Consider the following 25,952-nt stretch of genomic DNA (forward strand, 5'->3'; position numbering starts at 1 on the left):
GCATTGATCGAGCACAAGTACCTGTCCGGATTGGTTTTTCGAGCTTTTCGAGGCTTGACACCCTTCTCGCTTGTCGCCTATGCTCGACCGGTGCATCACCGTATGAAGAAACACCTGACTGCGCCTGCCGTATCCCTTCACCGAAAGGCACTGCACAAGGCTCGTCGCTGGGTTCACCGATCCACCTTCCTGTCTGCGCTGGCCCTGGCTGGCGTGGCCTCTCACGCGGCCCCGGATGCGGGCGGTGCGGGCGACCCGGTGATGCGGCTGCTGGAACAACGCGGCCTGCTGCCCGTCAACAGCACACCTGCCACAGGTCTTCTGCCGGCCAACGGTCCGCAGCCGGCTGCCGACAGTGCCGACAAGTCCCTGCTCGGCCAGATGCGCAGTACCGCGTCCGACTTGGTCGTTTCGGCCATGAATTTCATCGGCGTGCGTTACCGCCGCGGCGGCAACAGCGCCGCCGAAGGTTTCGACTGCTCGGGTTTCACCCGCCATGTGTTCGAGAACAGCATCGGCTTGGTGCTGCCCCGACGCGCCGAGGAACAGGCCAAGGCACCCGGCCTGCTGAAGATCAACGCTTCGGACCTGCGCCCCGGTGATCTGGTGTTCTTCAACACCCTGCGCGCCACCTTCTCGCATGTCGGCATCTACATCGGTGACGGCAAGTTCATCCACGCGCCCCGCACGGGCAGCGAGGTGCGCATCGAGGACATGCGGGAGTCCTACTGGGTCAAGCGCTTCACCGGCGCGCGCCGTGTGCCCCAGATCAACGGCAGCGAGTTGAACAACAACCCGGCGCCCTGAAGGGATTGCGCGGAGGCGCCTCCGCAGCCCCCTGTCCGACAATACGCGCGACATGAAACGCAAGGTCATCCTGTTGCGCGATGCATCCTCCTCCACGGACGCGATGCCAGCCCCTTTTGCCGAACCGGATCTCGGTGCCGCCGATGCACCGGCAGGTCTGTTCGACACCCCCCTTCTGGACCCGCGAGGCCGTGCACTGCGTGACCTGCGCATCTCGGTCACCGACCGTTGCAACTTCCGTTGCAGCTACTGCATGCCCAAGGAAGTGTTCGATGACCAGCACCACTTCCTGCCCCATGCCTCGCTGCTGAGCTTCGAGGAAATCACCCGGACCGCCGCCGTGTTCGTCCGCCTGGGCGTGCGCAAGCTGCGCCTGACCGGCGGCGAACCACTGTTGCGCCGCCAGATCGAGCAACTCATCGCGCAGTTGTCGGCCTTGCGCACCCCGGAGGGCGCGCCGGTGGACATCGCCCTGACCACCAACGGCTCCATCCTCGCCCGCAAGGCCCAGGCCCTGCGGGCTGGTGGGCTGCGGCGCGTCACCGTCAGCCTGGACGCGCTGGACGATGCCATCTTCCAGCGCATGAACGACGTCGGCTTTCCGGTTGCCGAGGTGCTGGCCGGCATCGACGCAGCACTGGCCGCGGGCCTGGCGCCGGTCAAGCTCAACATGGTGGTCAAGCGCGGCACGAACGACCACGAGATCGTGCCGATGGCCCGCTACATGCGCGATCGCTATGGCGACCGGGTGCGGCTGCGCTTCATCGAGTTCATGGACGTGGGGGCCACCAACGGCTGGCGCATGGACGAGGTCGTGCCGTCCGCCGAGGTGCGGGCCCGCATCCAGGCGCACTGGCCGCTGCAGCCCCTGCAGGACGGGCCGGCCGGCGAGACCGCCGAGCGCTGGCGCTATGCCGATGGACGCGGCGAGGTGGGCTTCATCTCCAGTGTCACCCATGCCTTCTGCGGCGACTGCAACCGCATGCGCCTGTCCACCGAGGGCCGCCTGTTCACCTGCCTGTTCGGCAGCCAGGGCCACGACCTGCGCGACCTGATCCGCGGCGGCGCGAGCGACGAGACCTTGGCGCGCCGCATCCGCCAGATCTGGGGCGCGCGGCAAGACCGCTACTCCGAGCTCCGCGGCACGCAGCAGGCCCCGACCGCGTCCGCCCCGCGGGTCGAGATGCATTACATCGGCGGCTGATCCGCCCGGCGGTTCAGCGCCTGGCCACCGATTCGACCCCCCGGTTGGCCAGGGCGTCCGCGCGTTCGTTGCCCGGATCGCCGGCATGGCCCTTGACCCAGTGCCAGGCCACATCGTGCTGCTGTGCCAGGCTGTCCAGCTGCTGCCAGAGCTCCACGTTCTTCACTGGCTTGTTGTCGGCGGTGCGCCAGCCGCGCCGCTTCCAGCCATGGATCCAGCTCGTGATGCCATTGCGCACATATTCGCTGTCGGTGTAGATGGCCACTGTGCAGCGCCGCTTCAGCAGCGACAGCGCCTGGATGACCGCCGTCAGCTCCATGCGGTTGTTGGTCGTCTGGGGTTCTCCGCCCCAGAGCTCCTTCTCGTGCTCGCCCCAGCGCATCCAGGCGCCCCAGCCGCCCGGACCCGGGTTGCCCTTGCAGGCGCCATCGGTGTAGATCGTGACCTCGCTCATGTGTCTTCCGTGTGTGTTCGCGCCGAGGACTGTCCGGTCGGGTCCGCCCGGGAATGGGACGGCGGCGACCAGCGGCCAATGGCCGAGGCGGGCGCAGCCACCGCGCCCGCCACCCGCGGCTTGCGGCTCAGCCCCACCAGACGCATGCCCCTCACCCGCTTGACCGCGACGATGAAATAGGCCGCGCCCAGCACCGGCCACCAATGGGCACCCACCCGTTCCATCCACGCATAGCGGTCCAGCCAGCGCTGCGTCAAAAGGGGCGGACGATAACAGCCCATGCGGCCCACTTCCAGTTCGAAGTTCAGCAGGCGCAGCCAATCCCGCAGCCGCCAGTAGCCGATCCACTCCTCGCCCGCCGGCAGATAGCAGGGCTGCTGGCGCCACAGCCCGACCCAGCGCGCCAACCGCCCCCCGCGCTGACGCAGGCCCCACAGGCTCACCGGATTGAGCCCGACGATCACCACCCGACCCTCGGGGCGCAACACGCGCTCCACCTCGGCCAGACTGCGGTGCGGGTCAGCCGCCCGTTCCAGCGTGTGCGGCAGCACCACCAGGTCCAGGCTCTGATCGGGAAACGGCAGACATTCCGGCTCGCAGCACAAGGCATGGGCGGTGGCGGCCTCAATGTCTTCGGCCCCGAAAGCCCCGCAGGCCAACCAGCGGTTGGGCATGCGGTTGGCGCGCAGTGCCTCCAGGTGGGGCAGCCCCATCTGCAGGGCATGAAAGCCGAACAGGTCTGCCACCGCCTGGTCCAGCTGAGCCTGCTCCCATGCCAGCAGGTACTGCCCGGGCGGGGTTTCCAGCCAAGGGGCCAACCCTATAATCGGGGCTTCACCTGTTGTCATGGATCTCGTCGCACTTCCCGCCTTTGCCGACAACTACATCTGGATGCTGCACGACGGTCGCGAGGCCCTCGTGGTCGATCCGGGTGATGCTGCGCCTGTGCGCCAAGCCCTTGCAGACCGAGCGCTGGCACTGACGGGCATTCTAGTGACCCACCACCATGCCGATCATGTGGGGGGACTGCAGGACCTGCTGCCCCTGCTCGATGGCCCCCTGTGGGGCCCCGCGCACGAGGCCCTGCCCGTGCCTGTGACGGCTCGCTCCGGTGGCCAGTCCCTGCGCTGGAACGGCCTGGATTTCGAGGTTCTGGATGTGCCGGGTCACACCGCCGGTCATGTGGCCTACTTCCTGCCCGGCACACCCTCAGAAGCCCCCCTGCTCTTCTGCGGCGACACCCTGTTTTCCGCCGGATGTGGCCGGCTCTTCGAAGGCACGCCCGCCCAAATGGTGGACTCGCTGTCCCGCATTGCCGCCCTGCCTGGCAGCACGCGGATCTGCTGCGCCCACGAGTACACGCTGAGCAACCTCAAGTTCGCCCTGCAGGTCGAGCCGGACAATGAAGCGCTTCGGCGTTTCGCCGAGCGCTGCCAGTCGCTGCGCGCGCAGGGCCTGCCCACCCTGCCGTCCACCTTGACCGAAGAACTGGCGATCAACCCCTTCCTGCGCTGCACGCAGCCCGGGGTCGTCGCGAGCGCGCGCTCGCACGATCCTTCCGCCCACGACGAGATTTCCGTCTTTGCCGCCCTGCGCGGCTGGAAGAACACCTACCGATGAGAAAAGCCCTCTGCTTCGTGGCCGTGCTGGCCGCCCTTCTATCCGGATGCGCGACACCGACCTCGAACCCCGAGAGCAACACCCCATCGGCTGGCCCCAGCGGCAGCGCCGGCATGCCGCCGCCGCTGGCCGACCTGAGCCCGGCGCCCGCGCCGGATCGCAAGGGCGCCCCGCTGGCCGCTCTGGGCCCCGGCCAGCCGGCGTCCGCACCGGTGCCGGTGGACCCGCTGGATGCCGACCAGCCGGTCGACACGCAGTCCGCCGCCGCCCAGGAGGATCTCTGGCTGCGCATCCGCTCGGGCTTTGCCATGCCGGACCTGGACAACGACCTGGTTCGCAAGCAGGAGCAGTTCTACGCCAGCAAGCCCGACTACATCCAGCGCATGGTGGACCGCGGCAGCCGCTACCTGTACCACGTGGTCTCCGAGATCCAGAAGCGCCACATGCCCACCGAGCTGGCGCTGCTGCCCTTCGTCGAAAGCGCCTTCAACCCGCATGCCGTGTCGACGGCCCAGGCCTCCGGCATGTGGCAGTTCGTCCCGGCCACCGGCAAGACCTTCGACCTCAAGCAGAACGTGTTCCGCGATGACCGGCGTGACGTGCTGGCCTCCACCCGTGCCGCGCTGGACTACCTGCAGAAGCTCTACGGCATGTTCAACGACTGGCAACTGGCCCTGGCCGCCTACAACTGGGGTGAAGGCAGCGTGCAGAAGGCCATCAAGCGCAACGAGGCGGCCGGCCTGCCGACCGACTATGAGAGCCTGCGCATGCCGGCGGAAACCCGCAATTACGTGCCCAAGCTCCAGGCCATCAAGAACATCGTGGCCCACCCCGAGCAGTTCGCGATCAACCTGCCGCCGCTGCAGAACCACCCCTACTTCCTGAGCGTTCCCCTGGACCGCGACATCGACGTGGACCTGGCCGCCAAGCTGGCCGGCGTGTCGCTGGAGGAATTCCGTCAGCTCAACCCCCAGGTCAACAAGCCGGTGATGCTGGCCGCGGGCACCGACCAGGTGCTGCTGCCCTATGACGCCGCCGCCCAGTTCGTCTCTCGCATCCAGCAGTACCCCGGCCAGCTGGCCAGCTGGACGGCCTGGGTGGCACCGCGCACCCTGCGCCCGGTCGATGCCGCCAAGATGGTGGGCATGGACGAAGACGAGCTGCGCCGCGTGAACCGCATTCCCGCCAAGATGCTGGTCAAGGCCGGCTCCACCCTGCTGGTGCCGCGCTCGGCCACCCGCACGGCCGATGTCTCGGCCGAGGTGGCCGACAGCGGCATGATCGCGCTGGCCCCGGACGTGCCGCCGCTGCGCAAGGTGGCGCTGAAGGCCGGACGCAAGGGTGACACCGTGGCCGCAGTGGCCCGCCGCTACAAGGTCAGCGCCAGCCAGGTGGCCCAGTGGAACAAGACCTCCAGCACGGGCCGCTTCAAGCCGGGCAGCAGCTTCGTGGTGTACCTGCCGACCAAGGCCGCCGTGGCCGTGGCCCGCGCGGACGATGCCCGCGATGAGCCCAGCCGCGGCAAGGCCGCCACCAGCAGCTCGCGCAAGAGTTCGTCGCGCACCGCGGCCCGTGCCACCAAGGTGGCAGACGCCAGCCCGGCCAAGAAGGAGGTCAAGTCCTCTCACAAGGCCAGCCGCAGCGTGAACACCCGCAGCACCAAGACGGCCAGCGCCGCCAAGCCGACCGCCAAGTCCAACGTGCGGGTCGCGCAGCGCTGATCCGCCGAGTCAGGGCGGGGCCCCTCCCGCCGCGCACCGGGCGCGGGGCGGCACCGCCTAGCGGCGGTCGTTCAGCGCGTGGGCGATGGTGGACAGGTCCACGTACTCCAGCTCGCTGCCCGCAGGCACGCCGCGGGCCAGTCGGGTGACCTTCAGGCCCCGGCTCTTGAGACCCTGGGCCAACACATGGGCGGTGGCCTCGCCTTCGGCGGTGAAGCTGGTGGCCAGGATCACCTCCTCCACCACGCCATCGAGTGCGCGCTGCACCAGGCCTTGGCTGCCCAGATCGGACAGGGCCACGCCATCGAGCGGGCTCATGCGCCCCATCAGCACGTAATAGAGGCCGTGGTAGCTGCCGGTGCGCTCCAGCGCGGCCTGGTCGGCCGGCGTCTCCACCACGCACAGCAGACGCGCATCCCGCGCGTCGTCGCTGCACACCGGGCAGATCTCGCCTTCGGTGAAGGTGTAGCAGCGGGCACAGTGGCGCACCGCCGCCAGCGCACCGTCCAGCGCCCGGGCCAGCTCGGCTGCGGCCTGACGGTCGTGCTGCAGCAGATGAAAAGCCATGCGCTGGGCCGACTTCACACCCACGCCCGGCAGGCGGTGCAGGGCGTCGATCAGGGTCTCGAGGGCGGTCTGCGACACAAGGACCGGGTCAGAACGGCATCTTCATGCCCGGAGGCAGCGGCAGGCCGGCGGTCAGCTTGCTCATCTTCTCCTGGCTGGTCTGCTCGGCACGGCGCACCGCGTCGTTGAAGGCGGCGGCCACCAGGTCCTCCAGCATGTCCTTGTCGTCGGCGAGCAGGCTGGGGTCGATGGTCACGCGCTTGACGTCGTTCTTGCAGGTCATCAGGACCTTGACCAGCCCGGCGCCGGACTGGCCTTCCACCTCGATCAGCGCCAGCTCTTCCTGGGCCTTCTTGAGGTTGTCCTGCATGGCCTGGGCCTGCTTCATCAGGCCGGCGAGTTGACCCTTCATCATGGGGAGCTTCCTTTCGAGAACGTGTTCAGATCAGACCGGCTTGATCGAGCCGGGAACGATGCGCGCCGTGCTGAACTGCGCCAGCAGCGACTGCACCAGGGGATCGGATTGGATCACTTCTTCGGCCTCGCGCTGGCGGCGGGCCAGGCGCTCGGTCTCGCGCAGCGCGGGCGAATCCTGGGCCACACCGGCCACCGCCTCCAGGCGGATGGTCTTTCCGGACCAGGCCTGCAGGGCCTTCTGCAGCTTGTCCACCAGGGGCGGCGCACGCAGCGGCTCGCGCTCCACACGCAGCTGCCACTGCTCGCCCTGCCCATCGGCAGCCGGCGCGATGGCCACCAGCTCGGACTGCAGGGCCAATTCACGCACCAAGGCCACCAGGCTGCCCGTGGCCTGCATGCCGGCCACGGCCTCGGCCCAGCGGTCGCCCAGCGGCGTGCGCGCCACCTCGGGCAGCGCCCGGCGCGCCGGCATGGCGGGCGCCGGCGCAGTGGCGGCCTCGTCGGGCCAGGGTGCGGCGTCCTGCGGATCGTCCGGGACGTCGTGCGGTGCAGGCTCGGGCTCGGGATCAGCACTGCGCGGGCTGCGGGCCGCCGGCCGGGCCACGACCTCGCCCTCGAACGGCGCCTCGTCCATCCAGGGGGGCGGCTCGTCGGCGGCCACCGGCGGCTGCGGTCGTGCGGACGCGGCTCGCACGGGCGCCGATGCCTGGGGAGGCGCGGCGGGCGTCACCGGCACGCGCGGGGCCGGCACAGGCGCGGCAGCGGCCACCGGGGCTGGCGCGGGACGGACCGCCTCCGGCGCCACCGGCGGCGCGGGCACGGCCGGCGCCACGGTGTGGCTGGAAGCAGCCGCTGGGGCCCGTGCGGCAGTGGCATCCCCCCGGGGGGACACCACCGGCACGGCCACCGAGGCCGCGGCTGCCGGGGCCACCAGCGGCGCGCTGGATCGGCTCGGCGGTGCGGCGCTGCGCGCTGCGCCACCCTCGGCCGAGGGGAAGGCCAGGAAGCGCAGCAGCACCATGGCCAGGCCGGCGTATTCGTCCGGGGCCAGGGGCAACTCGGCCCGGCCGTGTACCGCCATGCTGTAGAGCAGCTGGGTTTCGTCAGGCGCCAGGGCCGGGGCCAGGCGGCGCCCCGCCTCGGTGTCGGGATCGGTCTCGTCCAGGGCGCCTGGCACGGCCTGTTCCACCGCCATCTGCTGCAGCAGGCGCGCCAGCTCTTCCAGCGTGCCAGCGGCCGACAGACCGCGGTCGCGCAGGCCATCCACCTCGGCCAGCACCGCCCGCCCATCTCGGGCCGCCAGGGCCTGCACCAGGCGCTCGGCGTGGCGCCGGTCCACCGTGCCCAGCATGGCGCGCACGCTGGCCTCCTGCAGCTGGCCGCCGCCATAGGCGATGGCCTGGTCGGTCAGTGACAGCGCGTCGCGCATGGAACCGCGCGCCGCCCGCGACAGCAGCCGCAAGGCGCCGGGCTCCACCGGCACCTGCTCGGCCTCCAGCACCCGCGTGAGGTGCTCGGCCACCGTCTGCGGCGCCATCGGCCGCAGGTTGAACTGCAGGCAGCGGCTCAGCACCGTGGGCAGCATCTTCTCGGGGTCGGTCGTGGCCAGCACGAACTTCAGGTACTCGGGCGGCTCTTCCAGTGTCTTGAGCAGGGCGTTGAAGGCGTCCTTGGTGAGCTGGTGCGCCTCGTCGATCATGAAGACCTTGAAGCGGCCGACGGTGGGCTTGTAGGCTGCCCGCTCGATCAGCTCGCGGATCTCGTCGATGCTGCGGTTGGAGGCCGCGTCCAGCTCCACGTAGTCGATGTAGCGGTCGGCATCGATCTCCCGGCAGGCGGAGCACACGCCGCAGGGATGGGCCGTGACACCACCCTGCCCGTCCGGGCCGACGCAGTTCAGGCTCTTGGCCAGGATGCGCGAGACGGTCGTCTTGCCGATGCCGCGCGTGCCGGTGAACAGGTAGGCATGGTGCAGCCGCCCCTGCTCCAGCGCATGGGTGAGCGCACGCACGACATGGTCCTGCCCCACCATCTCCTCGAAGCTGCGGGGCCGGTACTTGCGGGCCAGGACGACATAACTCATCCGGCCATTCTAAGGAACCGGATGCGCGACCATCCTCCCCCAGGGGCAGTCGGTATCGGATAATCCCGCCCCATGAGTTCCTCCGCCTCCTCCAACCCGTCCACCCTGAGCTACGAGCAGGCTGGCGTCAACTACGACCTGATCGACCCGCTCAAGGTGGCGGCCCAGCGCGCGGCTGCCGCCACGGCGGGCCACCTGGCCGGCCACGGCTTCTCCGAGGTGAAGGCCTCGCGCGGCGAATCCGCCTATGTGGTGGACGTGGGCCCGTTCTACCTGGCCAGCATCGTCGAATGCCTGGGCTCCAAGGCCCTGGTGGCCGACGAGATGAAGGCCCTGACCGGCAAGAGCTACTACGACAGCATCGCCCAGGACACCATCGCGATGGCGGTCAACGACCTGATCACCGTGGGCGCAACGCCCCTGGTGGTGCAGGCTTACTGGGCGGCCGGCGGCAGCGACTGGTTCGGCGATGCCCAGCGCGCCCAGGCCCTGGTGGAAGGCTGGAAGAAGGCCTGCGACACCTGCAAGGTGGCCTGGGGCGGCGGCGAGACCCCGGCGCTGGCCGGCATCGTCGAGGCCGGCCGCATCGACCTGGCGGCCTCCTGCACCGGCATCATCAGCCCCAAGACCCGCCTGAGCGTCGGCGACAACCTCGCCCCGGGCAATGCCATCGTGCTGCTGGCCTCCAGCGGCATCCATGCCAACGGCCTGAGCCTGGCGCGCAAGCTGGTCGAGCGCCTGCCCCAGGGCTACCTGACCGAGGTGAGCCCCGGCCTGAGCTATGGCGAGGCCCTGCTGGCCCCGACCATCCTCTACAGCCCGGTCACCGAAGCCCTGGCCGCCGCCGGCATCGCGGTGAACTACAGCGCCAACATCACCGGCCACGGCTGGCGCAAGCTGCTGCGCCACGCCAGCGCCCAGACCTACCGCATCCACACCGTGCCGCCGGTCACCCCGGTGCTGAAGTTCATCCAGCAGCATGCCCAGCAGGACGACCGCGAGGCCTACTCCACGCTGAACATGGGCGCCGGCTTCGCGCTGTTCGTCAACGCCGCCGATGCGCAGCGCGTAGTAGAAATTTCCAAGGCCCAGGGCGTGGACGCCTGGGTGGCCGGTCAGGTCGAGGAAGGCCCCAAGCAGGTCGTGATCGAGCCCATCGGCGTGACCTTCGGCACCGAGGATCTGCAGCTGCGCTGAACCTCACGGCGAAAGGCCCCGCGCCTTTCGCATACAATGGTCGGTGACGGGCCTCCTCGCATGGAAGCACGGCCAACCGGGTCAGGTGGGGAACCAAGCAGCCCTAACCGTTGTGACCAGTGCCGAGTCCAGGCTCGTCACCCCTCTTCTTCAAGACCGCCGCAGCCTGGCTGCCGGGCGGTCTTGTGCTTTTGGGGCCCTGCCCGCCCCCACAGCCCATGCTCCGCATCACCGAACTGCGCCTGCCGCTGAACCATCCCGAGGAGGCCCTGCGCCCCGCCATCGTGGCGCGGCTGGGCATCCGTGACGAGGAGCTGCGCGGCTTCAACGTCTTCCGCCGTGGCTACGACGCCCGCAAGAAGACGGCCATCGTGCTGATCTACACCCTGGACTGCGAGTTGGCCGACGAGGCCGCCGTGGCCCGGCGACTGGCCGATGACCCGCACATCCGCCCCACGCCGGACACCCGCTACCAGTTCATCGGCCATGCACCGGCCGACTTCTACGCCACCGAGCGACCGCGCCCGGTGGTCATCGGTTTCGGGCCCTGCGGCATCTTCAGCGCGCTGATCCTGGCCCAGATGGGCCTGCGGCCCATCGTGCTGGAGCGCGGCAAGGCCGTGCGCGAGCGCACCCAGGACACCTGGGGCCTGTGGCGCCAGAGGCAGCTCAACCCCGAGTCGAACGTGCAGTTCGGCGAAGGCGGCGCCGGCACCTTCTCCGACGGCAAGCTCTGGAGCCAGATCAGCGACCCGCGCCACCTCACCCGCAAGGTGCTGACCGAATTCGTGAAAGCCGGCGCGCCAGAGGAGATCCTCTACGTCTCCAAGCCGCACATCGGCACCTTCCGCCTGGTGAGCATGGTCGAGAAGATCCGCGCCGAGATCATCGAGCTGGGCGGCGAGATCCGCTTCCAGCAGAAGGTGACCGACCTGCTGGTGGAGACCCGCGACGGTGAGCGTCAGGTGCGCGGCGTGATGCTGGAATCGGGCGAGGAGATCCGCACCGACCATGTGGTGCTGGCCCTGGGCCACAGCGCGCGCGACACCTTCCAAATGCTGCATGGCCGTGGCGTGCAGATGGAAGCCAAGCCCTTCTCGGTGGGCTTTCGCATCGAGCACCCGCAAAGCCTGATCGACCGGGCCCGTTTCGGCCCCAACGCGGGCAACGCCATCCTGGGTGCGGCCGATTACAAGCTGGTGCACCACGCCAGCAACGGCCGCGGCGTCTACAGCTTCTGCATGTGCCCGGGTGGCACGGTGGTGGCGGCCACCTCCGAGCTGGAGCGCGTCGTCACCAACGGCATGAGCCAGTACTCGCGCGCCGAGCGCAATGCCAACGCCGGCATCGTCGTGGGCATCAACCCCGCCGACTACCGGCAGGACCCCGGCGGCAGCGGCCCGGTCAACCCGCTGGACGGCATGGCCTTTCAGCGCTTCTGGGAATCGCGCGCCTACGAACTGGGCGGCGGCGGCTACATCGCCCCAGCCTCGCTGGTGGGCGACTTCCTCAAGCGCCAGCGCAGCAGCGCGCTGGGCAGCGTCCAGCCCTCGTACAAGCCGGGTGTGCAGCTGGTGCACCTGGACCAGCCCGGCCGCACCGTGCTGCCCGAGTACGTGCTGGACGCCATCCGCGAGGCCCTGCCCGCCTTCGAGCGCCAGATCAAGGGCTTCTCGATGCGCGACGCCGTACTGACCGGGGTCGAGACCCGCACCTCCTCGCCGCTGCGCGTGAACCGCGGCAAGGACTACCAGAGCCTCAACACCCGCGGCCTGTACCCGGCCGGCGAAGGCGCCGGTTATGCCGGCGGCATCATGTCCGCCGGGGTGGATGGCATCGAGGTGGCCGAGGCCGTGGGGCGCAGTATGCTGGGCGCATGAACGCCCTTCCCGCCCTTCCCTCTGCATTGAAGCGTCGGCGCATCCTGGGCTGGATGGGCGCGGCGGCCTGCCCGGCCATCGCACGGGCGGCGGAGGCCACGCCGGCAGAACCCATGGCTGCCGCCTCGGCCCCGTCGCCGGCATCCCCGGCCCTCGATGTGGCCGCCCTGCGCCAGGGCTATGCCAAGCGGCTCAAGGCGCTGCTCGCCGACGGCCACCTGCCCTACATCGACATCGAAAGCTCCTGCCATTCGCAGAAGCTGGATCTGGACGACATCGCCAAGGCGCTGGACAACCGGCACATCGGCCTGATGGCGCTGTCGGCCGACATCGGCCATGGCCAGTATGAACGCGGCGTGCGCTACGACCCGCTCAACCAGCGCCTGCTCGCCGCCTACCCCGACCGCTTCATCCCCGTGGGCAACGGCGGCCAGGGGCCCTGCCTGAACGAGGACCCGACGGGTTTCGTGGCCGCGCAGGAGGCGGCGGCCCGCCAGGGGCAGTTGCTGCTGCTGGGTGAATACGAGTTCCACCACTACCCGTCGCCACGGCAGGTCAAGCGCGGCGAGTTCGAGCGCGAGGCCAGGCTGCCGATCGACGGGCCGACCGGGCATGCGGTGTTCGGCCTGGCCAGTCGCACGGAGCTGGCCTTCCAGCTCCACTATGAGCTGGAAGACGCCAACTTCCCGCCCCTGGAGAAGATGCTGACCCAGTACCCGAAGGCCCGGGTCGTGTGGTGCCATCTGGCCCAGATCCGCTACGAGGAGCGCGCACCGCACTACACCGCGGACTACGTGGCCTCGCTGATCCAGCGATTTCCGCAGCTGTCCTTCGACACCGCCTTCGGCGATGCCATGTCCATCTACCCGGCCAGCGGACAGCGCCAGGCCCGGGTGTGGAGCGCCCTGGGCGGCCTCAAGGACGAGTGGCGCGACCTCATCGTCGCCCACCCCCAGCGCTTCCTGTCCGCGCTGGACCTGGGGGGCGACCGGCTGGAGCGCATCGCCAGCTACGACAGCAAGCACCGTCACTTCCTGGCCCAGCTGCCCAAGCCGGTCCAGGAACAGGTGGCCTACCGGAATGCGTGGCGGCTCATGTTCGGCGACGAGTTCGCCTGAGCGATCAGCCCAGGGCCTTCTCGATGGCGGCCTTCAGGGCCGGGTGATCGGGCGTCACGTCCGGCGAGAAACGGGCCACCACGGTGCCGTCACGGCCGACCAGGAACTTCTCGAAGTTCCACATCACGTCGCTGTCGTTGGCCGGCAGCAGGTTCTTGGAACCCAGGCGCTCGCGGAAGGCGGTGCCGTTGGCCGCATCGGCCTTGGGCTGGGCCGCGATCAGCGCGGCGTACAGCGGATGGCGCGGGCTGCTGTTGATGTTGACCTTCTCGAACATCGGGAACTTCACGCCGAAGTTGGCGGTGCAGAAGCTCTGGATCTCCTCGGCCGTGCCGGGCTCCTGCCCCAGGAAGTCGTTGCAGGGGAAGCCCAGCACTTCCAGGCCCTTGGTGCTCTGGGCCTCGTAGAGGGCTTCCAGCGCCTCGTACTGCGGGGTCAGGCCGCACTTGGACGCCACGTTCACGATCAGCAGCACCTTGCCCTTGTATTCGCCCAGCGTGGCGCGCGTGCCGTTCAGGCGTTGCAGGGGAATGTCGTAGATCGCGGACGTGGTCATGGTGTTGAACCGGCGGGGCCGGCCAGAGTTGAAGACTCCGGCCAGCTTAGCCGGCCGGGCCCAACCCCATGGCGCCAGGGGTGACCCGCGGACCGTTCAAGGACCGTCGCCCGGCCCCCAGATCGTGGCTTCGTCCAGGCCCAGACGGGCCAGTTCCGCTGCCCGCAACGGCGCTTCGCCCGCGCAGTAGAACTCGTCGAGCTGCGGCGGTGCCACCGAGGTGGCCGACAGCATGGCATGGGCCTGCCCACGGTGGTGGATCTGGTGCTGGAACAGATGGGCCAGGATACGCTGACGGCTGTCCCGCTGCTCACCCTGGGCGCGCCGGATGCGCACCACGCCGACCAGATCGGCATCCACCAGCCGTCGGCACAGGCCGATGAGCCGCAGGTCCACCGCCTGCTGCGCCGCCGCCAGCGTGCCCACATCGGCGCAGGGCTGCTCGGGCTCGAAGAACTCCGCGGGCGCGGGGTGGGGTGCCTCGCCACGCAGGCTGCGCTCCAGCGCATCCACATAGAACCAGTCCACCGTCAGGTTGTGGTTCAGCGTGGCGCGCAGGCTGGGAAAGAAGCCGGTGCGCGGCGCCTCGAACTCGCCGGGCCGCAGGGCCGCGCAGGCGTCCAGCAGCCGCAGGTTGGCCCAGGCGTTGTTGCAGGCCTGGGTCTCCAGATGGTGGGCCAGCGGCCGGCTGGCGATGCGGTCAGCGGCCACCCGACACCTCCAGCACCGTGCCGGTCGTGTACGAGGAAGCCTCGGACAGCAGCCACAGCACGGCCTGCGCCACCTCCTCGGGCTCGCCGCCGCGGCCCAGAGGCACGGCCGCAGAAAGGCGGTCCACGCGGCCGGGCTCGCCGCCACTGGCATGGATGTCGGTGCGGATCAGCCCCGGCGCCACCGCGTTGACGCGGATGCCCTCGGCGGCCACCTCGCGCGACAGGCCCAGCGTCATCGCGTCCACCGCAGCCTTGGAGGCGGCGTAATCCACGTACTCGAAAGCCGCGCCGAGCCGGGCCGCCCGGGAGGACAGGTTGACGATGGACCCGCCAGCGCCGCCGGCCGAGCGCGCCATGCGGCGCACCGCCTCGCGGGCGCACAGGAAACTGCCGATGACGTTCGTGCGCAGCACCCGCTCCCAGCGGCCCACGTCCATATCCACCAACTTGCGCTGGGTTTCGAGCACGCCGGCGTTGTTGACCAGCCCGATGAAGGGCCGGCCCAGCTCCGCGCACCAGGCGTCCAGCGTCGCAAACATCGCCAGCACCTGCGCCTCGTCGGCCACGTCGGCCGGCACCGCGCGGGCCAGGCCACCCGCGGCCTGCACCTCGGCCACCAGGGCCTGGGCCGCCGCGACCTCGCGCCGGTAGCTGAACAGCACCGCCGTGCCCTGGGCCGCCAGCTGGCGCACCACCGCTGCCCCGATGCCGCGCGAGCCGCCGGTCACCAACACCACCCCACCCGCCTGGCTCATTTCACCTCCCGGGCCCACAGCAGCCGCACCGGCTGCTTGAGCATCTGTCCTTGCACATAGGCCTCACCCAGCGCCGGGTCGGTGTCGCCGGCATGGATGCGGCGCACCGTGTCCATGCCGAACACCACCTGCCCCAGGGCGGCAAAGCCCTGGCCATCGGGGTTGCGCAAGGCGCCGGCGTCCAGCCCCGGCTGCGGCCCCACGCAGATGAAGAAGGCCGCGCCGCCACCGGTGCCCGGCGCGCCACGCGCCAGGGACACCGTGCCGTCCAGGTGGTGCAGCCCGGTCTGGCGGGTGCTCTCGTGAGCCACCGGCGGCAGCGCGCGCGGGTCGTTCTCGTCCAGCAGCCCGCCCTGGATGACTTCGATGGGCGGCGTGCCGTGGTCGTTGTCGCGTCGCACGACGCGGTAGAAGCCGGCGCCCTGGTCGTACAGGCCGCGCTGCACGTACTGCAGGAAGTCCCCGGCCGACCGCGGCGCGTGGCGGGTGTCCAGCGCGATGACGATGGGCCCTTCGGTGGTCATCAGCATCACCCGCGGCAGTTCCGCGGCCTGCGCCGCCGTCAGCGTGACGCAGCCCATGGCCCAGCCCAGCAAAGTGCCCGTGAAACGCCGTCGGCGCGCCCCGCCCCCGCTCATGCCGGGTCCTTCCGGGCCCAGGCCGGGGGACGCTTGTCGATGAAGGCCTGCACGCCTTCGAGCGCCGCCTCATCCATCATGTTGCAGGCCATGGTCTGCGCCGCATCGGTGTAAGCCGCCTCGATGCCCGATTCGAGCTGGCGGTAGAACAGCTCCTTGCCCAGGGCCACCGCGGTGCGCGGCTTGGCCACGATGCTGGCCACCACCCGCTCGACCTCCTCGTCCAGCGCCTCGGGCGTGGCCACACGGTTGACCAGGCCTTTGGCCAGGGCCTGCTCGGCGCTGATGAACTCGCCGGTCACCAGCATCTCGAAGGCCGCCTTGCGGCCGATGTTGCGCGACAGGGCCACCGCCGGCGTGGAACAGAACAGGCCCAGGTTGACACCGCTGACGGCGAAGCGCGCGCTGGAGGCGGCCACCGCCAGATCGCACATGGCCACCAGCTGGCAGCCCGCGGCCGTGGCCACGCCCTGCACCTTGGCCACCACCGGCACCGGCAGCTTCTGGATGGCCATCATCACCTTGCCGCATTCGTTGAACAGGGCGCGGTAGTACTCGGCCGAGGGCTGGGCCCGCATCTCCACCAGATCGTGGCCGGCACAGAAGGCGCGGCCGGCGGCGGCCAGCACCACCACGCGCACGCTGTCGTCGCGGGCGATGGCGGCCAGCTCGGTGCGCAGCGCGGCCAGCATGGCCTCGGACAGTGCGTTGAAGGCCTGCGGCCGGTTGAGCGTCAGCGTGACGACGCCGCGTGCGTCCTGGCTGCGCAGCAGAAGGGGGTCCTCGGTGGTGAGCATGGTCTCTCCGCGAAAAAAAGGGGGACGCACTGCGTCCCCCGTTCAGCGTAGGTCAGCGCGCCGCGGCTGGCAAGCCGGGCGGGCCCGGTGTCAGTCGAAGGCCGCGGTGGACTTGGCCTTCTCGCGCAGCATGAACTTCTGGATCTTGCCGGTGGAGGTCTTGGGGATGGGCTCGAAGCGGATCTCGCGCGGCACCTTGTAGCCCGCCAGCAGGCTCTTGCAGTGGGCGATCAGCTCTTCGGCCGTCACCTGGGCGCCCAGGGCCAGTTCGACGAAGGCCACCGGCGTCTCGCCCCACTTCGGGTCGGGCTTGGCCACCACCGCGGCCGCGGCCACCGCCGGGTGGCGGTACAGCGCGTCTTCCACCTCGATGGAGCTGATGTTCTCGCCGCCGGAGATGATGATGTCCTTGCTGCGGTCCTTGATCTTGACGTAGCGGTCGGGCTCCAGCACGGCCAGGTCGCCGGTGTGGAACCAGCCGCCGGCAAAGGCCTTGTCGGTGGCGCTGGGGTTCTTCAGGTAGCCCTTCATCGCCACGTTGCCGCGGAACATGATCTCGCCCATGGTGGCACCGTCGGCCGGCACCTCAGTCATGGTCTCCGGGTCCATCACGGTCATGCCCTCTTCCATGGTGTGGCGCACACCCTGGCGGCCATTCAGGCGCGTCTGCTCCGAGAGGCTTTCGCTGGCCCAGGACGTCCGCTTGGCCGCCACCGCCGCCGGGCCGTAGACCTCGGTCAGGCCGTAGACGTGGGTGATGTCGAAGCCCATCTTGGCCATGCCCTCGATCATGGCGGCCGGCGGTGCCGCGCCCGCCACCATGCCGCGCACCCGCTGAGTGATGCCGTCGCGCAGCGAGGGATCGGCCGAGATCAGCAGGTTGTGCACGATGGGCGCGGCGCAGTAGTGATCGGCCTTGTGCTCGCGCATGGCCTCCAGGATGGACTTGGCGTCGACCTTGCGCAGGCACACATGGGTGCCGGCGAGCATGGCGATCGTCCAGGGGAAGCACCAGCCGTTGCAGTGGAACATCGGCAGCGTCCACAGGTAGACCGGGAAGTGCGGCATGGTCCAGGTGGCGGCGTTGCAGACGGCGTTCAGGTAGGCGCCGCGGTGGTGGGTGACCACGCCCTTGGGGTCGCCGGTGGTGCCGCTGGTGTAGCTCACGGCGATGGCGTCCCACTCGTCGGCCGGGCCGTCAAGCCGGTCCACCGGCGCATGTGCGGCCAGCAGGGCCTCGTATTCATGCGTGCCCACCCGCTCGGCACGGCCGGTGTATTCGCTGTCGGCCACGTCGATCACGATGGGATTGCGGCCATGGTCCTCGCGCAGGCGGCGCAGGGCCTCGTACATCAGGGGGCCGAACTCGGTGTCGGTGATCAAGACCTGCGTCTCGCAGTGGTTCATCTGCCAAGCCAGCAGCGGCGCATCCAGCCGGGTGTTCAGGGTGTTGAGCACCGCGCCGGTGGCGGGCACGCCATAGTGGGCCTCCACCATCTCCGGCGTGTTGGGCAGCATCACGCTGACAGTGGTGCCGCGTCCCACGCCCAGCGCCTTCAGGGCAGCCGCCAGGCGGGCACTGCGCTCACGCGTCTGTGCCCAGGTGTAGCGGCGCTGGCCGTGGATCACGGCGGGCAGGTCACCGAACACTTCGGCCGTGCGCTCCACATAGCTGGTGGGCGACAAGGGCACGTAGTTGGCCGGATTCTTGTCCAGATGCTGGTCGTAGATGCCGGGCGTGGTGACGCTGGGGTTGCCGCTCATGGCCTGTCTCCTCTGCTTATTGGGGTTGTTCCAAAAATGTACACCTCGACTCTATGCGGCGGACATGAATGCAAACTGACCAAAATCGGCGCCGCCCGGTTACACTGAATGGATGTCAGGAGAGAGCCCCACCCGGGGCCGCCGAAGGCGCAGAGGCTCACCCCTCGAACGCTCAGGCAAAAGGACTGGCAGCCGTGTGGGTGGCGACACCGACACGTTCCTCACTGGAGAGAGGTCGGCGATGGCAGTTCTGCCATGAACCGGCCCACCGAAGGGGCAAGCAGCCTCCCGCGCAACCCGCGGTGCTGTCAATCTCTCAGGTAAAGCGGACAGCGGGGGCCCTTGGATGATGTGTTCAGCCATTCGCCCCGCCACCCGACCGAGAGAAACACCCCCATGAGCGACGCCGCCGACCTGTTCCAGACCCCGCTGCACGCCCTGCACCTTGAGCTTGGCGCCCGCATGGTGCCTTTCGCCGGCTACGCCATGCCGGTGCAATACCCCTCGGGCCTGATGGCCGAGCACCGCCAGTGCCGCGAGGCCGCCGCGCTGTTCGACGTCTCCCACATGGGCCAGTTGCGTCTGATCGGTGCAGACGCCGCCGCCGCGCTGGAAACCCTGGTGCCGGTCGATGTGATCGACCTGCCCGCCGGCAAACAACGCTACGCCTTCTTCACCAACGACGAGGGCGGCCTGCTGGACGACCTGATGATCACCCGCCCGGCCGGTGACGCCGCGGCCGCCTTCGGCGATCTGTTCGTGGTGGTCAACGCCGGCTGCAAGGACGCCGACATCGCCCACCTGCAAGCCCGCATCGGCAGCCGCTGCACCGTGCAGCCCCTGCCCGAGCGCGCCCTGCTGGCCCTGCAAGGCCCGCAGGCCGTCACCGCCCTGTCGCGCCTGAACCCGGGCGTGGCCACGCTCACCTTCATGACCGGCGGCCTGTTCACGCTGGCCGGCGCCGAATGCTTCGTCACCCGCTCGGGCTACACCGGCGAGGACGGCTTCGAGATCTCGGTGCATGAAAGCCAGGCCATGGCCCTGGCCCGCGCCCTGCTGGCCGAGCCGGAAGTCAAGCCCGCCGGCCTGGGCGCGCGTGACACCCTGCGCCTGGAAGCCGGCCTGTGCCTGTACGGCCACGACATCGACACCACCACCAACCCGGTGGAGGCCGCGCTGACCTGGGCCATCCAGAAGGTGCGCCGAGCCGGTGGCGCCCGCGCCGGTGGCTATCCCGGTGCCGCGGTGATCGACGCCCAGTTCGCCAACGGCCCGACACGCAAGCGCGTGGGCCTGGTGGGCAAGGAGCGCGCCCCGGTGCGCGAAGGCACCGCCCTGGTGGCCGCCGACGGCACGCCGCTGGGCACCGTCACCAGCGGCACCCTGGGCCCCACCGTCAACACCCCGGTGGCCATGGCCTACCTGCCGGTGGCCCACGCCGCGGTGGGCACCGAAGTCTTCGCCGAAGTGCGTGGCAAGCGCCTGCCGATGACGGTGGCCGCCATGCCCTTCACCCCCAACCGCTACTACCGCGGCTGATCGTCGCCACGGGGGCCGCCTCCAGCACCCCCCGCCTGTTTCTTCTCTCTTCTTTTGCCCCTCAACGCTTCGCAGGAGCCTGCCATGACCGTCAAGTTCACCCACGACCACGAGTGGATCAACATCGCCGACACCGCCGCCGCCATCGTCGGCATCACCGTGCATGCCCAGGACGCCCTGGGTGACGTGGTCTTCGTGGACCTGCCGGAAGTGGGCAAGACCATCGCCAAGGGCGAGATCGCCGGTGTGGTCGAGTCGGTCAAGGCCGCGGCCGACGTCTACATGCCCGTCTCGGGCGAGATCGTCGAAGTCAACGAGGACCTGCGCAATGACCCGGCCCTGGCCAACAGCGACCCGCTGGGCGCCGGCTGGTTCTTCAAGGTCAAGCTGTCGGCCCCGGCCGAGCTGGACGGCCTGATGGACTCCACCGCCTACGACGCCCTGCTCAAGACCCTCTGATCCGCCGACCGTTCCTGTTCCTGCCGAGACTGCCACCATGCTGACTTCCGCCCACGCCCCTCTGGCCGCGCTTGAGAACGCCACGGCCTTCGCCTCCCGCCACATCGGGCCGGGGGCCGACGACGAAGCCACCATGCTGGCAGCCATCGGCCCGGCCTCGCGCCGCGCGCTGATCGAGGCCATCGTGCCCGCTGCCATCGCCCGCACCGCGGCGATGGACCTGCCCGCCCCGGCCACCGAGGAACAGGCCCTGGCCGAGCTCAAGGCCATCGCCGGCAAGAACCAGCGGCTGCGCAGTTTCATCGGCCAGGGCTACCACGGCACCTTCACGCCGGGCGTCATCCTGCGCAACATCCTCGAGAACCCCGCGTGGTACACCGCCTACACGCCCTACCAGGCCGAGATCTCCCAGGGCCGCATGGAGGCGCTGGTCAACTTCCAGACCATGGTGACCGACCTCACCGGCATGGCCATCGCCAACGCCTCCATGCTGGACGAGGCCACCGCCGCCGCCGAAGCCATGACCCTGGCGCGCCGCAGCGTCAAGGCCAAGGGCCACACCCTGGTCGTCTCGGGTGACACGCACCCGCAGATCATCGAGGTGCTGCAGACCCGCGCCAAGCCGCTGGGCCTGACCATCCAGCTGGCCAACTCGGCCGAGGAATGGACCGCCGCCCTGGCCGGTGACGACTACTTCGCCGCGCTGGCCCAGTACCCGGCCAGCAGCGGCTGGCTGCACGACTGGTCGGCCGACGCCGCCACCGTCAAGGGTAAGCAGGCCGCCTTCATCCTGGCGGCCGATCTGCTGGCCCTGACCGTGCTGAAGAGCCCCGGCGAGATGGGCGCCGACATCGTGCTGGGCAGCACCCAGCGCTTCGGCATGCCCATGGGGGCTGGCGGCCCGCACGCCGCCTACCTCGCCTGCCGCGACGAATTCAAGCGCAGCCTGCCCGGCCGCCTGGTGGGCATCAGCGTGGACAGCCACGGCAACCCGGCCTACCGCCTGGCCCTGCAGACCCGCGAGCAGCACATCCGGCGCGAGAAGGCCACCTCCAACATCTGCACGGCCCAGGTGCTGCCGGCCGTCGTGGCCAGCATGTACGCCGTCTACCACGGCCCGCAGGGCCTGACCCGCATCGCCCTGCGCGTGGCGCGCTACCTGGGCATCCTGGTGGCCGGCCTGAAGCAGCTGGGCGTGGACATGAGCCAGACCCACCACCTGGACGCCGGGGCCTTCGACACCGTCTGCCTGCACACCGGCGAGCGCACCGCCGCCCTGATGGCCCGCGCCGTCAGCCTGGGTGCCAACCTGCGCAGCCCCTGGCCGGGCTACCTCAGCATCACGCTGGACGAGACCACCACCCGCGAGGACCTGGCCCTGCTGTGGCGCATCTTCGCGGCCGAAGGCCAGGCCCTGCCCAGCGTGGACGAGCTGAGCCTGACCGGCGACCTGATCCCGCCGGCCCTGCGCCGCACCAGCGCCTTCCTGACGCACCCGGTCTTCAACAGCCACCACAGCGAAACCGAGATGCTGCGCTACATCCGCAAGCTCTCGGACAAGGACCTGGCGCTGGACCGCAGCATGATCCCGCTGGGCTCCTGCACCATGAAGCTCAACGCGACCAGCGAGATGATCCCCATCACCTGGCCCGAGTTCGCCGAGGTGCACCCCTTCGCCCCGGCCGATCAGCTGGCCGGCTATGCCGAGCTCAACGCCCAGCTCTGCGGCTGGCTGGAACAGGCCACCGGCTATGCCGGCGTCAGCCTGCAGCCCAATGCCGGTTCGCAGGGCGAGTACGCCGGTCTGCTGGCGATCTGCGCCTGGCACGCCAGCCGCGGCGAAGGCCACCGCAACATCTGCCTGATCCCGGAAAGCGCCCACGGCACCAACCCGGCCAGCGCGATGATGGCCGGCCTGCAGGTCGTCGTCGTCAAGTGCGATGCCAACGGCAGCGTGGACCTGGGCGACCTGAAGGCCAAGTGCGAGCAGCATGCCGCCAACCTGGCCTGCATCATGATCACCTACCCCTCCACCTACGGCGTCTACGACCTGCAGGTGAAGGAGCTCTGCGCCATGGTCCACCAGTACGGCGGCCGGGTGTACGTGGACGGCGCCAACATGAACGCCCTGGTGGGTGTGGCCGCGCCCGGCCAGTTCGGCGGTGACGTGAGCCACCTGAACCTGCACAAGACCTTCTGCATCCCGCACGGCGGTGGCGGCCCGGGCGTCGGCCCCGTCTGCGTGGTGGAGGACCTGGTGCCCTTCCTGCCCGGCCATGCCACGGCAGGCCAGCTGCGCGAAGGTGGCGTCGGCGCCGTCAGCGCCGCACCCTATGGCAATGCCGCCGTGCTGCCGATCAGCTGGATGTATGTGCGCATGATGGGCACGGCCGGCCTGACCGCCGCCACCGAGACCGCCATCCTGAACGCCAACTACGTGGCCGCCCGCCTGGCCGACCACTACGACATCCACTTCAGCGGCAACGTGGCCGGCGTGAAGGGCGGCGGCGTGGCCCACGAGTGCATCCTGGACCTGCGCCCGCTGAAGGACAGCAGCGGCGTGAGCGCCGAGGACGTGGCCAAGCGCCTGATCGACTACGGCTTCCACGCCCCGACGCTGAGCTTCCCGGTGGCCGGCACGCTGATGGTGGAGCCCACCGAAAGCGAACCCCTGTTCGAGCTGGACCGCTTCTGCGACGCGATGATCGCCATCCGCGAGGAGATCCGCCTGGTCGAAGCCGGTGCCTGGCCGCGCGAGGACAACCCGCTGAAGAACGCGCCGCACACCGCCGCCAGCCTGCTCAGCGGCGAATGGACGCACCCGTACAGCCGCGAGGTGGCCGCCTACCCGGTGGCCAGCCTCAAGCAGGTGAAGTACTGGTCGCCGGTGGGCCGCGTGGACAACGTCTACGGCGACCGCAACCTGTTCTGCAGCTGCCTGCCGGTGAGCGCCTACGGCGACACCCCGGCCTGAGGCAGGGCCACCGTGGCGGTCTCCGTCTTCGACCTTTTCAAGGTCGGCATCGGCCCCAGCAGCTCCCACACCGTGGGGCCGATGCGCGCCGCGCGCCTTTTCGGCCTGCGCCTGCGCAGCGAGGGCCTGCTGCCGCAAGTGGCCCGCGTCCACTGCGGGCTCTACGGCTCATTGGGGGCCACCGGCAAGGGCCACGGCAGCGACAAGGCCGTGCTGCTGGGCCTGGCCGGGCTGGAGCCCGACACGGTGGACGTGGACCAGGTCCCCACCCTGCTGCTGGACTGGCGCACCCGCCAGGAACTGCCGTTGCTGGGTGAGCACCCCCTGCGCTTCGTCGAGGCCGAGGACCTGCAGTTCTTCAAGCGCGAAACCCTGCCCTTCCACGCCAACGGCATGCGGTTGACGGCCTTCGACGCCGCGGGCGCCGAGCTGTGCACTCGCGTCTACTACTCGGTGGGCGGCGGCTTCGTGGTCAGCGACGAGGTGGCCGCCGACGGCAGCCGGCAGAAGGTCATCGCCCCCGATGCCACCGTGCTGCCCCTGCCCTTCACCACCGGCGCCCAGTTGCTCGCGCAGTGCCGCACCCAGGGCCTGAGCATCGCCCAGGTGATGCGCACCAACGAGCGCCACTGGCGCACCGATGCCGAGATCGACACCGGTCTGCTGAACATCTGGCAGGTGATGCAGGCCTGCGTGCGCCGCGGCTGCCAGACCGAAGGCACCCTGCCCGGCGGCTTCAAGGTCAAGCGCCGCGCCGCCGCGCTCTACCGCGCGCTGACGGAACACCCCGAAGCGGCGCTGAAAGATCCGCTGCAGGTGCTGGACTGGGTGAACCTCTACGCCCTGGCCGTCAACGAGGAGAACGCGGCCGGCGGCCGCGTGGTGACCGCGCCGACCAACGGCGCGGCCGGCATCGTGCCGGCGGTGCTGAACTACTACCACCGCTTCGTGCCCGGGGCCAGCACGCAGGGCGTCATGGACTTCCTGCTCACCGCCGCGGCCATCGGCATCCTCTACAAGGAGAACGCCAGCATCAGCGGCGCCGAGGTGGGCTGCCAGGGTGAGGTGGGCGTGGCCTGCTCCATGGCCGCCGGAGCCCTGGCCGCCGTGCTGGGCGGCACGCCCGAGCAGGTGGAGAACGCCGCCGAGATCGGCATGGAGCACCACCTGGGCCTGACCTGCGACCCGGTGGGCGGGCTGGTGCAGATCCCCTGCATCGAGCGCAATGCCATCGCCTCGGTCAAGGCTGTCAACGCCGCCCGCATGGCCCTGCGCGGCGACGGCACCCACCATGTCAGCCTGGACAAGGTCATCAAGACCATGCGCGAGACCGGCGCCGACATGAAGACCAAGTACAAGGAAACCGCCCGCGGCGGCCTGGCGGTCAACATCGTGGAGTGCTGAAGAAAGCCGCCCCCGGGGCGGCTTTCTCGCTTCTGGCGCTCCCGCCCGGGATCAGCGCACCACGCCGATCGTGGTCTTCTGCCCGGCCTTGAACGTGGACAGGGTCAGGGCACCGTTCAGGATGTCCCCCTTGTCATCGAAGCTGATGGCGCCGGTCACGCCCTTGTAGCCGCTGGTCTTGGCCAGCACCGGCAGGTACTTGGCCGGGTCGGCCGAGTTGGCCTTGACCATGGCCTGGGCCATCACCATCGTGGCGTCGTAGGTGTAGGGCGAGTACAGCTGCACGTCCGTGCCGAAGCGCTTCTTGAAGCGGGCCTTGAAGTCCTCCATGCCCTTGACGGCGGCCTTGTCGTTGGGGTCGATGCCACCGGCCTCGGCGCAGATGAGCTGGCCGTCACCCAGAGCGCCCGCGGCCAGCTTGGGCATTTCGCTGGTGCACAGGCCGTCGCCGCCCATCAGCTTGGCCTGGATGCCCAGCTGCTTCATCTGACGGGCCAGCGGGCCGCCCACGGCGTCCATGCCGCCGTAGAAGATCACGTCCGGCTTGGCTGCCTTGGCCGAGGTCAGGATGCCCATCAGGTCGGTGGCCTTGTCGTTGGTGAACTCGCGCTTGACGACTTTGCCGCCAGCGGCCTTCACGCCCTTGTCGAACTCGTCGGCCACGCCCTGGCCATAGGCCGTGCGGTCGTCGATGACGACGATGCTCTTGGCGTGCAGGGTCTGCACCGCGTACTTGCCCAGCGTGGCCCCCAGGTGGACGTCATCGGCCACCACGCGAAAGGTCGTCTTGAAGCCCTGGCGGGTGTACTTGGGGTTGGTGACGCTGGCGGCGATCTGCGGAATGCCGGCGTTGGCGTAGATGCGAGAGGCCGGGATGGAGGTGCCCGAGTTCAGGTGGCCGATCACGCCGTTGACCTTCTCGTCGGCGAACTTCTGGGCCGCGGTCGTGCCCTGCTTGGGGTCGCCGGCATCGTCTTCGGCGAGCAGCTCGAACTTGGCCTTCTTGCCACCGATGCTCAGGCCCCTGGCATTGAGCTCTTCCACGGCCAGGCGGGCGCCGTTCTCGTTGTCCTTGCCCAGGTGGGCGGCGCCACCGCTGGTGGCGTTCACGGTGCCGATCTTGATCAGCAGGTCTTCGGCATGGGCATTGCCAGCCAACAGGGCAGCCGCGGCGGCGGTGGCGGCCAGGCAGGTCATTCGGGTGTTCATCTTGGTATTCAGATCACAGAGCGGTCCGAGAGCTTAACGCCTCTGCAAAGGGTTTACCCTGATCGAGGTGAAGCTC

23 protein-coding genes, 1 other RNA gene and 2 riboswitches are annotated in these 25,952 nt (G+C 69.7%); of the genes, 12 read left to right on the forward strand and 12 right to left on the reverse strand.

The window, feature by feature from the left end; all coding sequences use genetic code 11:
- Positions 1-3: 3 nt before the first annotated feature.
- A complete protein-coding gene (locus LRM40_RS09960) occupies positions 4-807 on the forward strand; it encodes a C40 family peptidase (protein WP_310734181.1) in 804 nt (267 codons plus the stop codon).
- A 52-nt stretch (positions 808-859) separates the two neighbouring features.
- A complete protein-coding gene (moaA, locus tag LRM40_RS09965) occupies positions 860-2,011 on the forward strand; it encodes a GTP 3',8-cyclase MoaA (protein ID WP_151125738.1) in 1,152 nt (383 codons plus the stop codon).
- A gap of 13 nt (positions 2,012-2,024) precedes the next feature.
- Here moaA and rnhA read toward each other — a convergent pair whose 3' ends face one another.
- On the reverse strand, positions 2,025-2,465 hold the full coding sequence (rnhA, locus tag LRM40_RS09970) for a ribonuclease HI (RefSeq protein ID WP_151125737.1): 441 nt from the start codon (positions 2,463-2,465) through the stop codon (positions 2,025-2,027).
- Positions 2,462-3,313, reverse strand: a complete 852-nt coding sequence (locus LRM40_RS09975; protein WP_151125736.1) for a class I SAM-dependent methyltransferase — start codon at positions 3,311-3,313, stop codon at positions 2,462-2,464. The genes rnhA and LRM40_RS09975 overlap by 4 nt, the downstream gene beginning before the upstream one ends.
- On the opposite strand from LRM40_RS09975, the gene gloB reads away from it, so the two are divergent.
- Both gloB and LRM40_RS09985 read left to right on the forward strand, forming a co-directional pair.
- Positions 3,312-4,085 carry a hydroxyacylglutathione hydrolase gene (gene gloB / locus LRM40_RS09980; protein ID WP_151125735.1) on the forward strand — a complete coding sequence of 258 codons (774 nt, stop codon included), beginning with the start codon at positions 3,312-3,314 and terminating at the stop codon, positions 4,083-4,085. The genes LRM40_RS09975 and gloB overlap by 2 nt on opposite strands.
- Entirely contained in the window at positions 4,082-5,806 is a 1,725-nt protein-coding gene (locus LRM40_RS09985; protein ID WP_151125734.1) for a transglycosylase SLT domain-containing protein, read from the forward strand. Before gloB ends, LRM40_RS09985 begins: the two co-directional genes overlap by 4 nt.
- A 57-nt stretch (positions 5,807-5,863) precedes the next feature.
- Here the strand turns inward: LRM40_RS09985 and recR are convergent, their stop codons facing one another.
- The 3 genes from recR to dnaX are packed head-to-tail and all read right to left on the reverse strand — an operon-like array spanning position 5,864 to position 8,873.
- Positions 5,864-6,451: a recombination mediator RecR gene (recR, locus tag LRM40_RS09990; protein WP_151125733.1), complete on the reverse strand. Its 588-nt coding sequence runs from the start codon at positions 6,449-6,451 to the stop codon at positions 5,864-5,866.
- 10 nt (positions 6,452-6,461) lie between these two features.
- A complete protein-coding gene (locus LRM40_RS09995; protein WP_022981730.1) occupies positions 6,462-6,788 on the reverse strand; it encodes a YbaB/EbfC family nucleoid-associated protein in 327 nt (108 codons plus the stop codon).
- A 30-nt stretch (positions 6,789-6,818) separates the two neighbouring features.
- Positions 6,819-8,873, reverse strand: coding sequence for a DNA polymerase III subunit gamma/tau (gene dnaX, locus LRM40_RS10000; RefSeq protein WP_231067495.1), 2,055 nt, complete (start codon positions 8,871-8,873; stop codon positions 6,819-6,821).
- 72 nt (positions 8,874-8,945) lie between these two features.
- Here dnaX and LRM40_RS10005 point away from each other — a divergent pair, with 72 nt between their 5' ends.
- The 4 genes from LRM40_RS10005 to LRM40_RS10020 all read left to right on the forward strand — a co-directional run bounded on the left by LRM40_RS10005 (position 8,946) and on the right by LRM40_RS10020 (position 13,068).
- Positions 8,946-10,070, forward strand: coding sequence for an AIR synthase-related protein (locus tag LRM40_RS10005; protein ID WP_151125657.1), 1,125 nt, complete (start codon positions 8,946-8,948; stop codon positions 10,068-10,070).
- Positions 10,071-10,115: 45 nt separating this feature from the next.
- An RNA gene (ffs, locus tag LRM40_RS10010) (signal recognition particle sRNA small type) lies at positions 10,116-10,212 on the forward strand.
- Between the two features lie 76 nt (positions 10,213-10,288).
- A complete protein-coding gene (locus tag LRM40_RS10015; RefSeq protein ID WP_151125656.1) occupies positions 10,289-11,950 on the forward strand; it encodes an NAD(P)/FAD-dependent oxidoreductase in 1,662 nt (553 codons plus the stop codon).
- Positions 11,947-13,068 (forward strand): amidohydrolase, encoded by a 1,122-nt coding sequence (locus LRM40_RS10020; protein WP_151125655.1) that lies wholly within the window; start codon positions 11,947-11,949, stop codon positions 13,066-13,068. The genes LRM40_RS10015 and LRM40_RS10020 overlap by 4 nt, the downstream gene beginning before the upstream one ends.
- A 4-nt stretch (positions 13,069-13,072) precedes the next feature.
- Here LRM40_RS10020 and LRM40_RS10025 read toward each other — a convergent pair whose 3' ends face one another.
- The 6 genes from LRM40_RS10025 to LRM40_RS10050 all read right to left on the reverse strand — a co-directional run bounded on the left by LRM40_RS10025 (position 13,073) and on the right by LRM40_RS10050 (position 18,291).
- Positions 13,073-13,624 carry a glutathione peroxidase gene (locus LRM40_RS10025; RefSeq protein WP_151125654.1) on the reverse strand — a complete coding sequence of 184 codons (552 nt, stop codon included), beginning with the start codon at positions 13,622-13,624 and terminating at the stop codon, positions 13,073-13,075.
- Between the two features lie 96 nt (positions 13,625-13,720).
- Positions 13,721-14,335: a DinB family protein gene (locus LRM40_RS10030; protein ID WP_211373060.1), complete on the reverse strand. Its 615-nt coding sequence runs from the start codon at positions 14,333-14,335 to the stop codon at positions 13,721-13,723.
- Positions 14,325-15,092, reverse strand: coding sequence for an SDR family oxidoreductase (locus LRM40_RS10035; protein ID WP_151125653.1), 768 nt, complete (start codon positions 15,090-15,092; stop codon positions 14,325-14,327). Before LRM40_RS10035 ends, LRM40_RS10030 begins: the two co-directional genes overlap by 11 nt.
- Entirely contained in the window at positions 15,089-15,730 is a 642-nt protein-coding gene (locus LRM40_RS10040) for a peptidylprolyl isomerase (RefSeq protein WP_211373059.1), read from the reverse strand. Before LRM40_RS10040 ends, LRM40_RS10035 begins: the two co-directional genes overlap by 4 nt.
- The gene (locus tag LRM40_RS10045) at positions 15,727-16,527 is read right to left on the reverse strand and encodes an enoyl-CoA hydratase (RefSeq protein ID WP_151125652.1); all 801 of its coding nucleotides are present in this window, start codon (positions 16,525-16,527) and stop codon (positions 15,727-15,729) included. Before LRM40_RS10045 ends, LRM40_RS10040 begins: the two co-directional genes overlap by 4 nt.
- A gap of 90 nt (positions 16,528-16,617) precedes the next feature.
- Complete coding sequence (locus LRM40_RS10050) at positions 16,618-18,291, reverse strand: acyl-CoA synthetase (protein ID WP_151125651.1); 1,674 nt, start codon at positions 18,289-18,291, stop codon at positions 16,618-16,620.
- A 106-nt stretch (positions 18,292-18,397) separates the two neighbouring features.
- Positions 18,398-18,489: riboswitch (glycine riboswitch) on the forward strand.
- A 16-nt stretch (positions 18,490-18,505) separates the two neighbouring features.
- Positions 18,506-18,634, forward strand: a riboswitch (glycine riboswitch).
- A gap of 53 nt (positions 18,635-18,687) precedes the next feature.
- On the opposite strand from LRM40_RS10050, the gene gcvT reads away from it, so the two are divergent.
- The 4 genes from gcvT to LRM40_RS10070 all read left to right on the forward strand — a co-directional run bounded on the left by gcvT (position 18,688) and on the right by LRM40_RS10070 (position 24,667).
- Positions 18,688-19,830 (forward strand): glycine cleavage system aminomethyltransferase GcvT, encoded by a 1,143-nt coding sequence (gene gcvT, locus LRM40_RS10055; RefSeq protein WP_151125650.1) that lies wholly within the window; start codon positions 18,688-18,690, stop codon positions 19,828-19,830.
- Positions 19,831-19,914: 84 nt separating this feature from the next.
- On the forward strand, positions 19,915-20,289 hold the full coding sequence (gcvH, locus tag LRM40_RS10060) for a glycine cleavage system protein GcvH (RefSeq protein ID WP_022981720.1): 375 nt from the start codon (positions 19,915-19,917) through the stop codon (positions 20,287-20,289).
- 37 nt (positions 20,290-20,326) lie between these two features.
- Entirely contained in the window at positions 20,327-23,263 is a 2,937-nt protein-coding gene (gene gcvP, locus LRM40_RS10065) for an aminomethyl-transferring glycine dehydrogenase (RefSeq protein ID WP_151125649.1), read from the forward strand.
- A gap of 12 nt (positions 23,264-23,275) precedes the next feature.
- Positions 23,276-24,667, forward strand: coding sequence for an L-serine ammonia-lyase (locus tag LRM40_RS10070; RefSeq protein ID WP_151125648.1), 1,392 nt, complete (start codon positions 23,276-23,278; stop codon positions 24,665-24,667).
- A 51-nt stretch (positions 24,668-24,718) separates the two neighbouring features.
- On the opposite strand, the gene LRM40_RS10075 is transcribed toward LRM40_RS10070, so the two are convergent.
- On the reverse strand, positions 24,719-25,876 hold the full coding sequence (locus LRM40_RS10075; protein ID WP_375138585.1) for a branched-chain amino acid ABC transporter substrate-binding protein: 1,158 nt from the start codon (positions 25,874-25,876) through the stop codon (positions 24,719-24,721).
- Positions 25,877-25,952: the final 76 nt, after the last annotated feature.

The organism is Ideonella dechloratans (genome assembly GCF_021049305.1).
Classification (GTDB): domain Bacteria; phylum Pseudomonadota; class Gammaproteobacteria; order Burkholderiales; family Burkholderiaceae_C; genus Ideonella; species Ideonella dechloratans.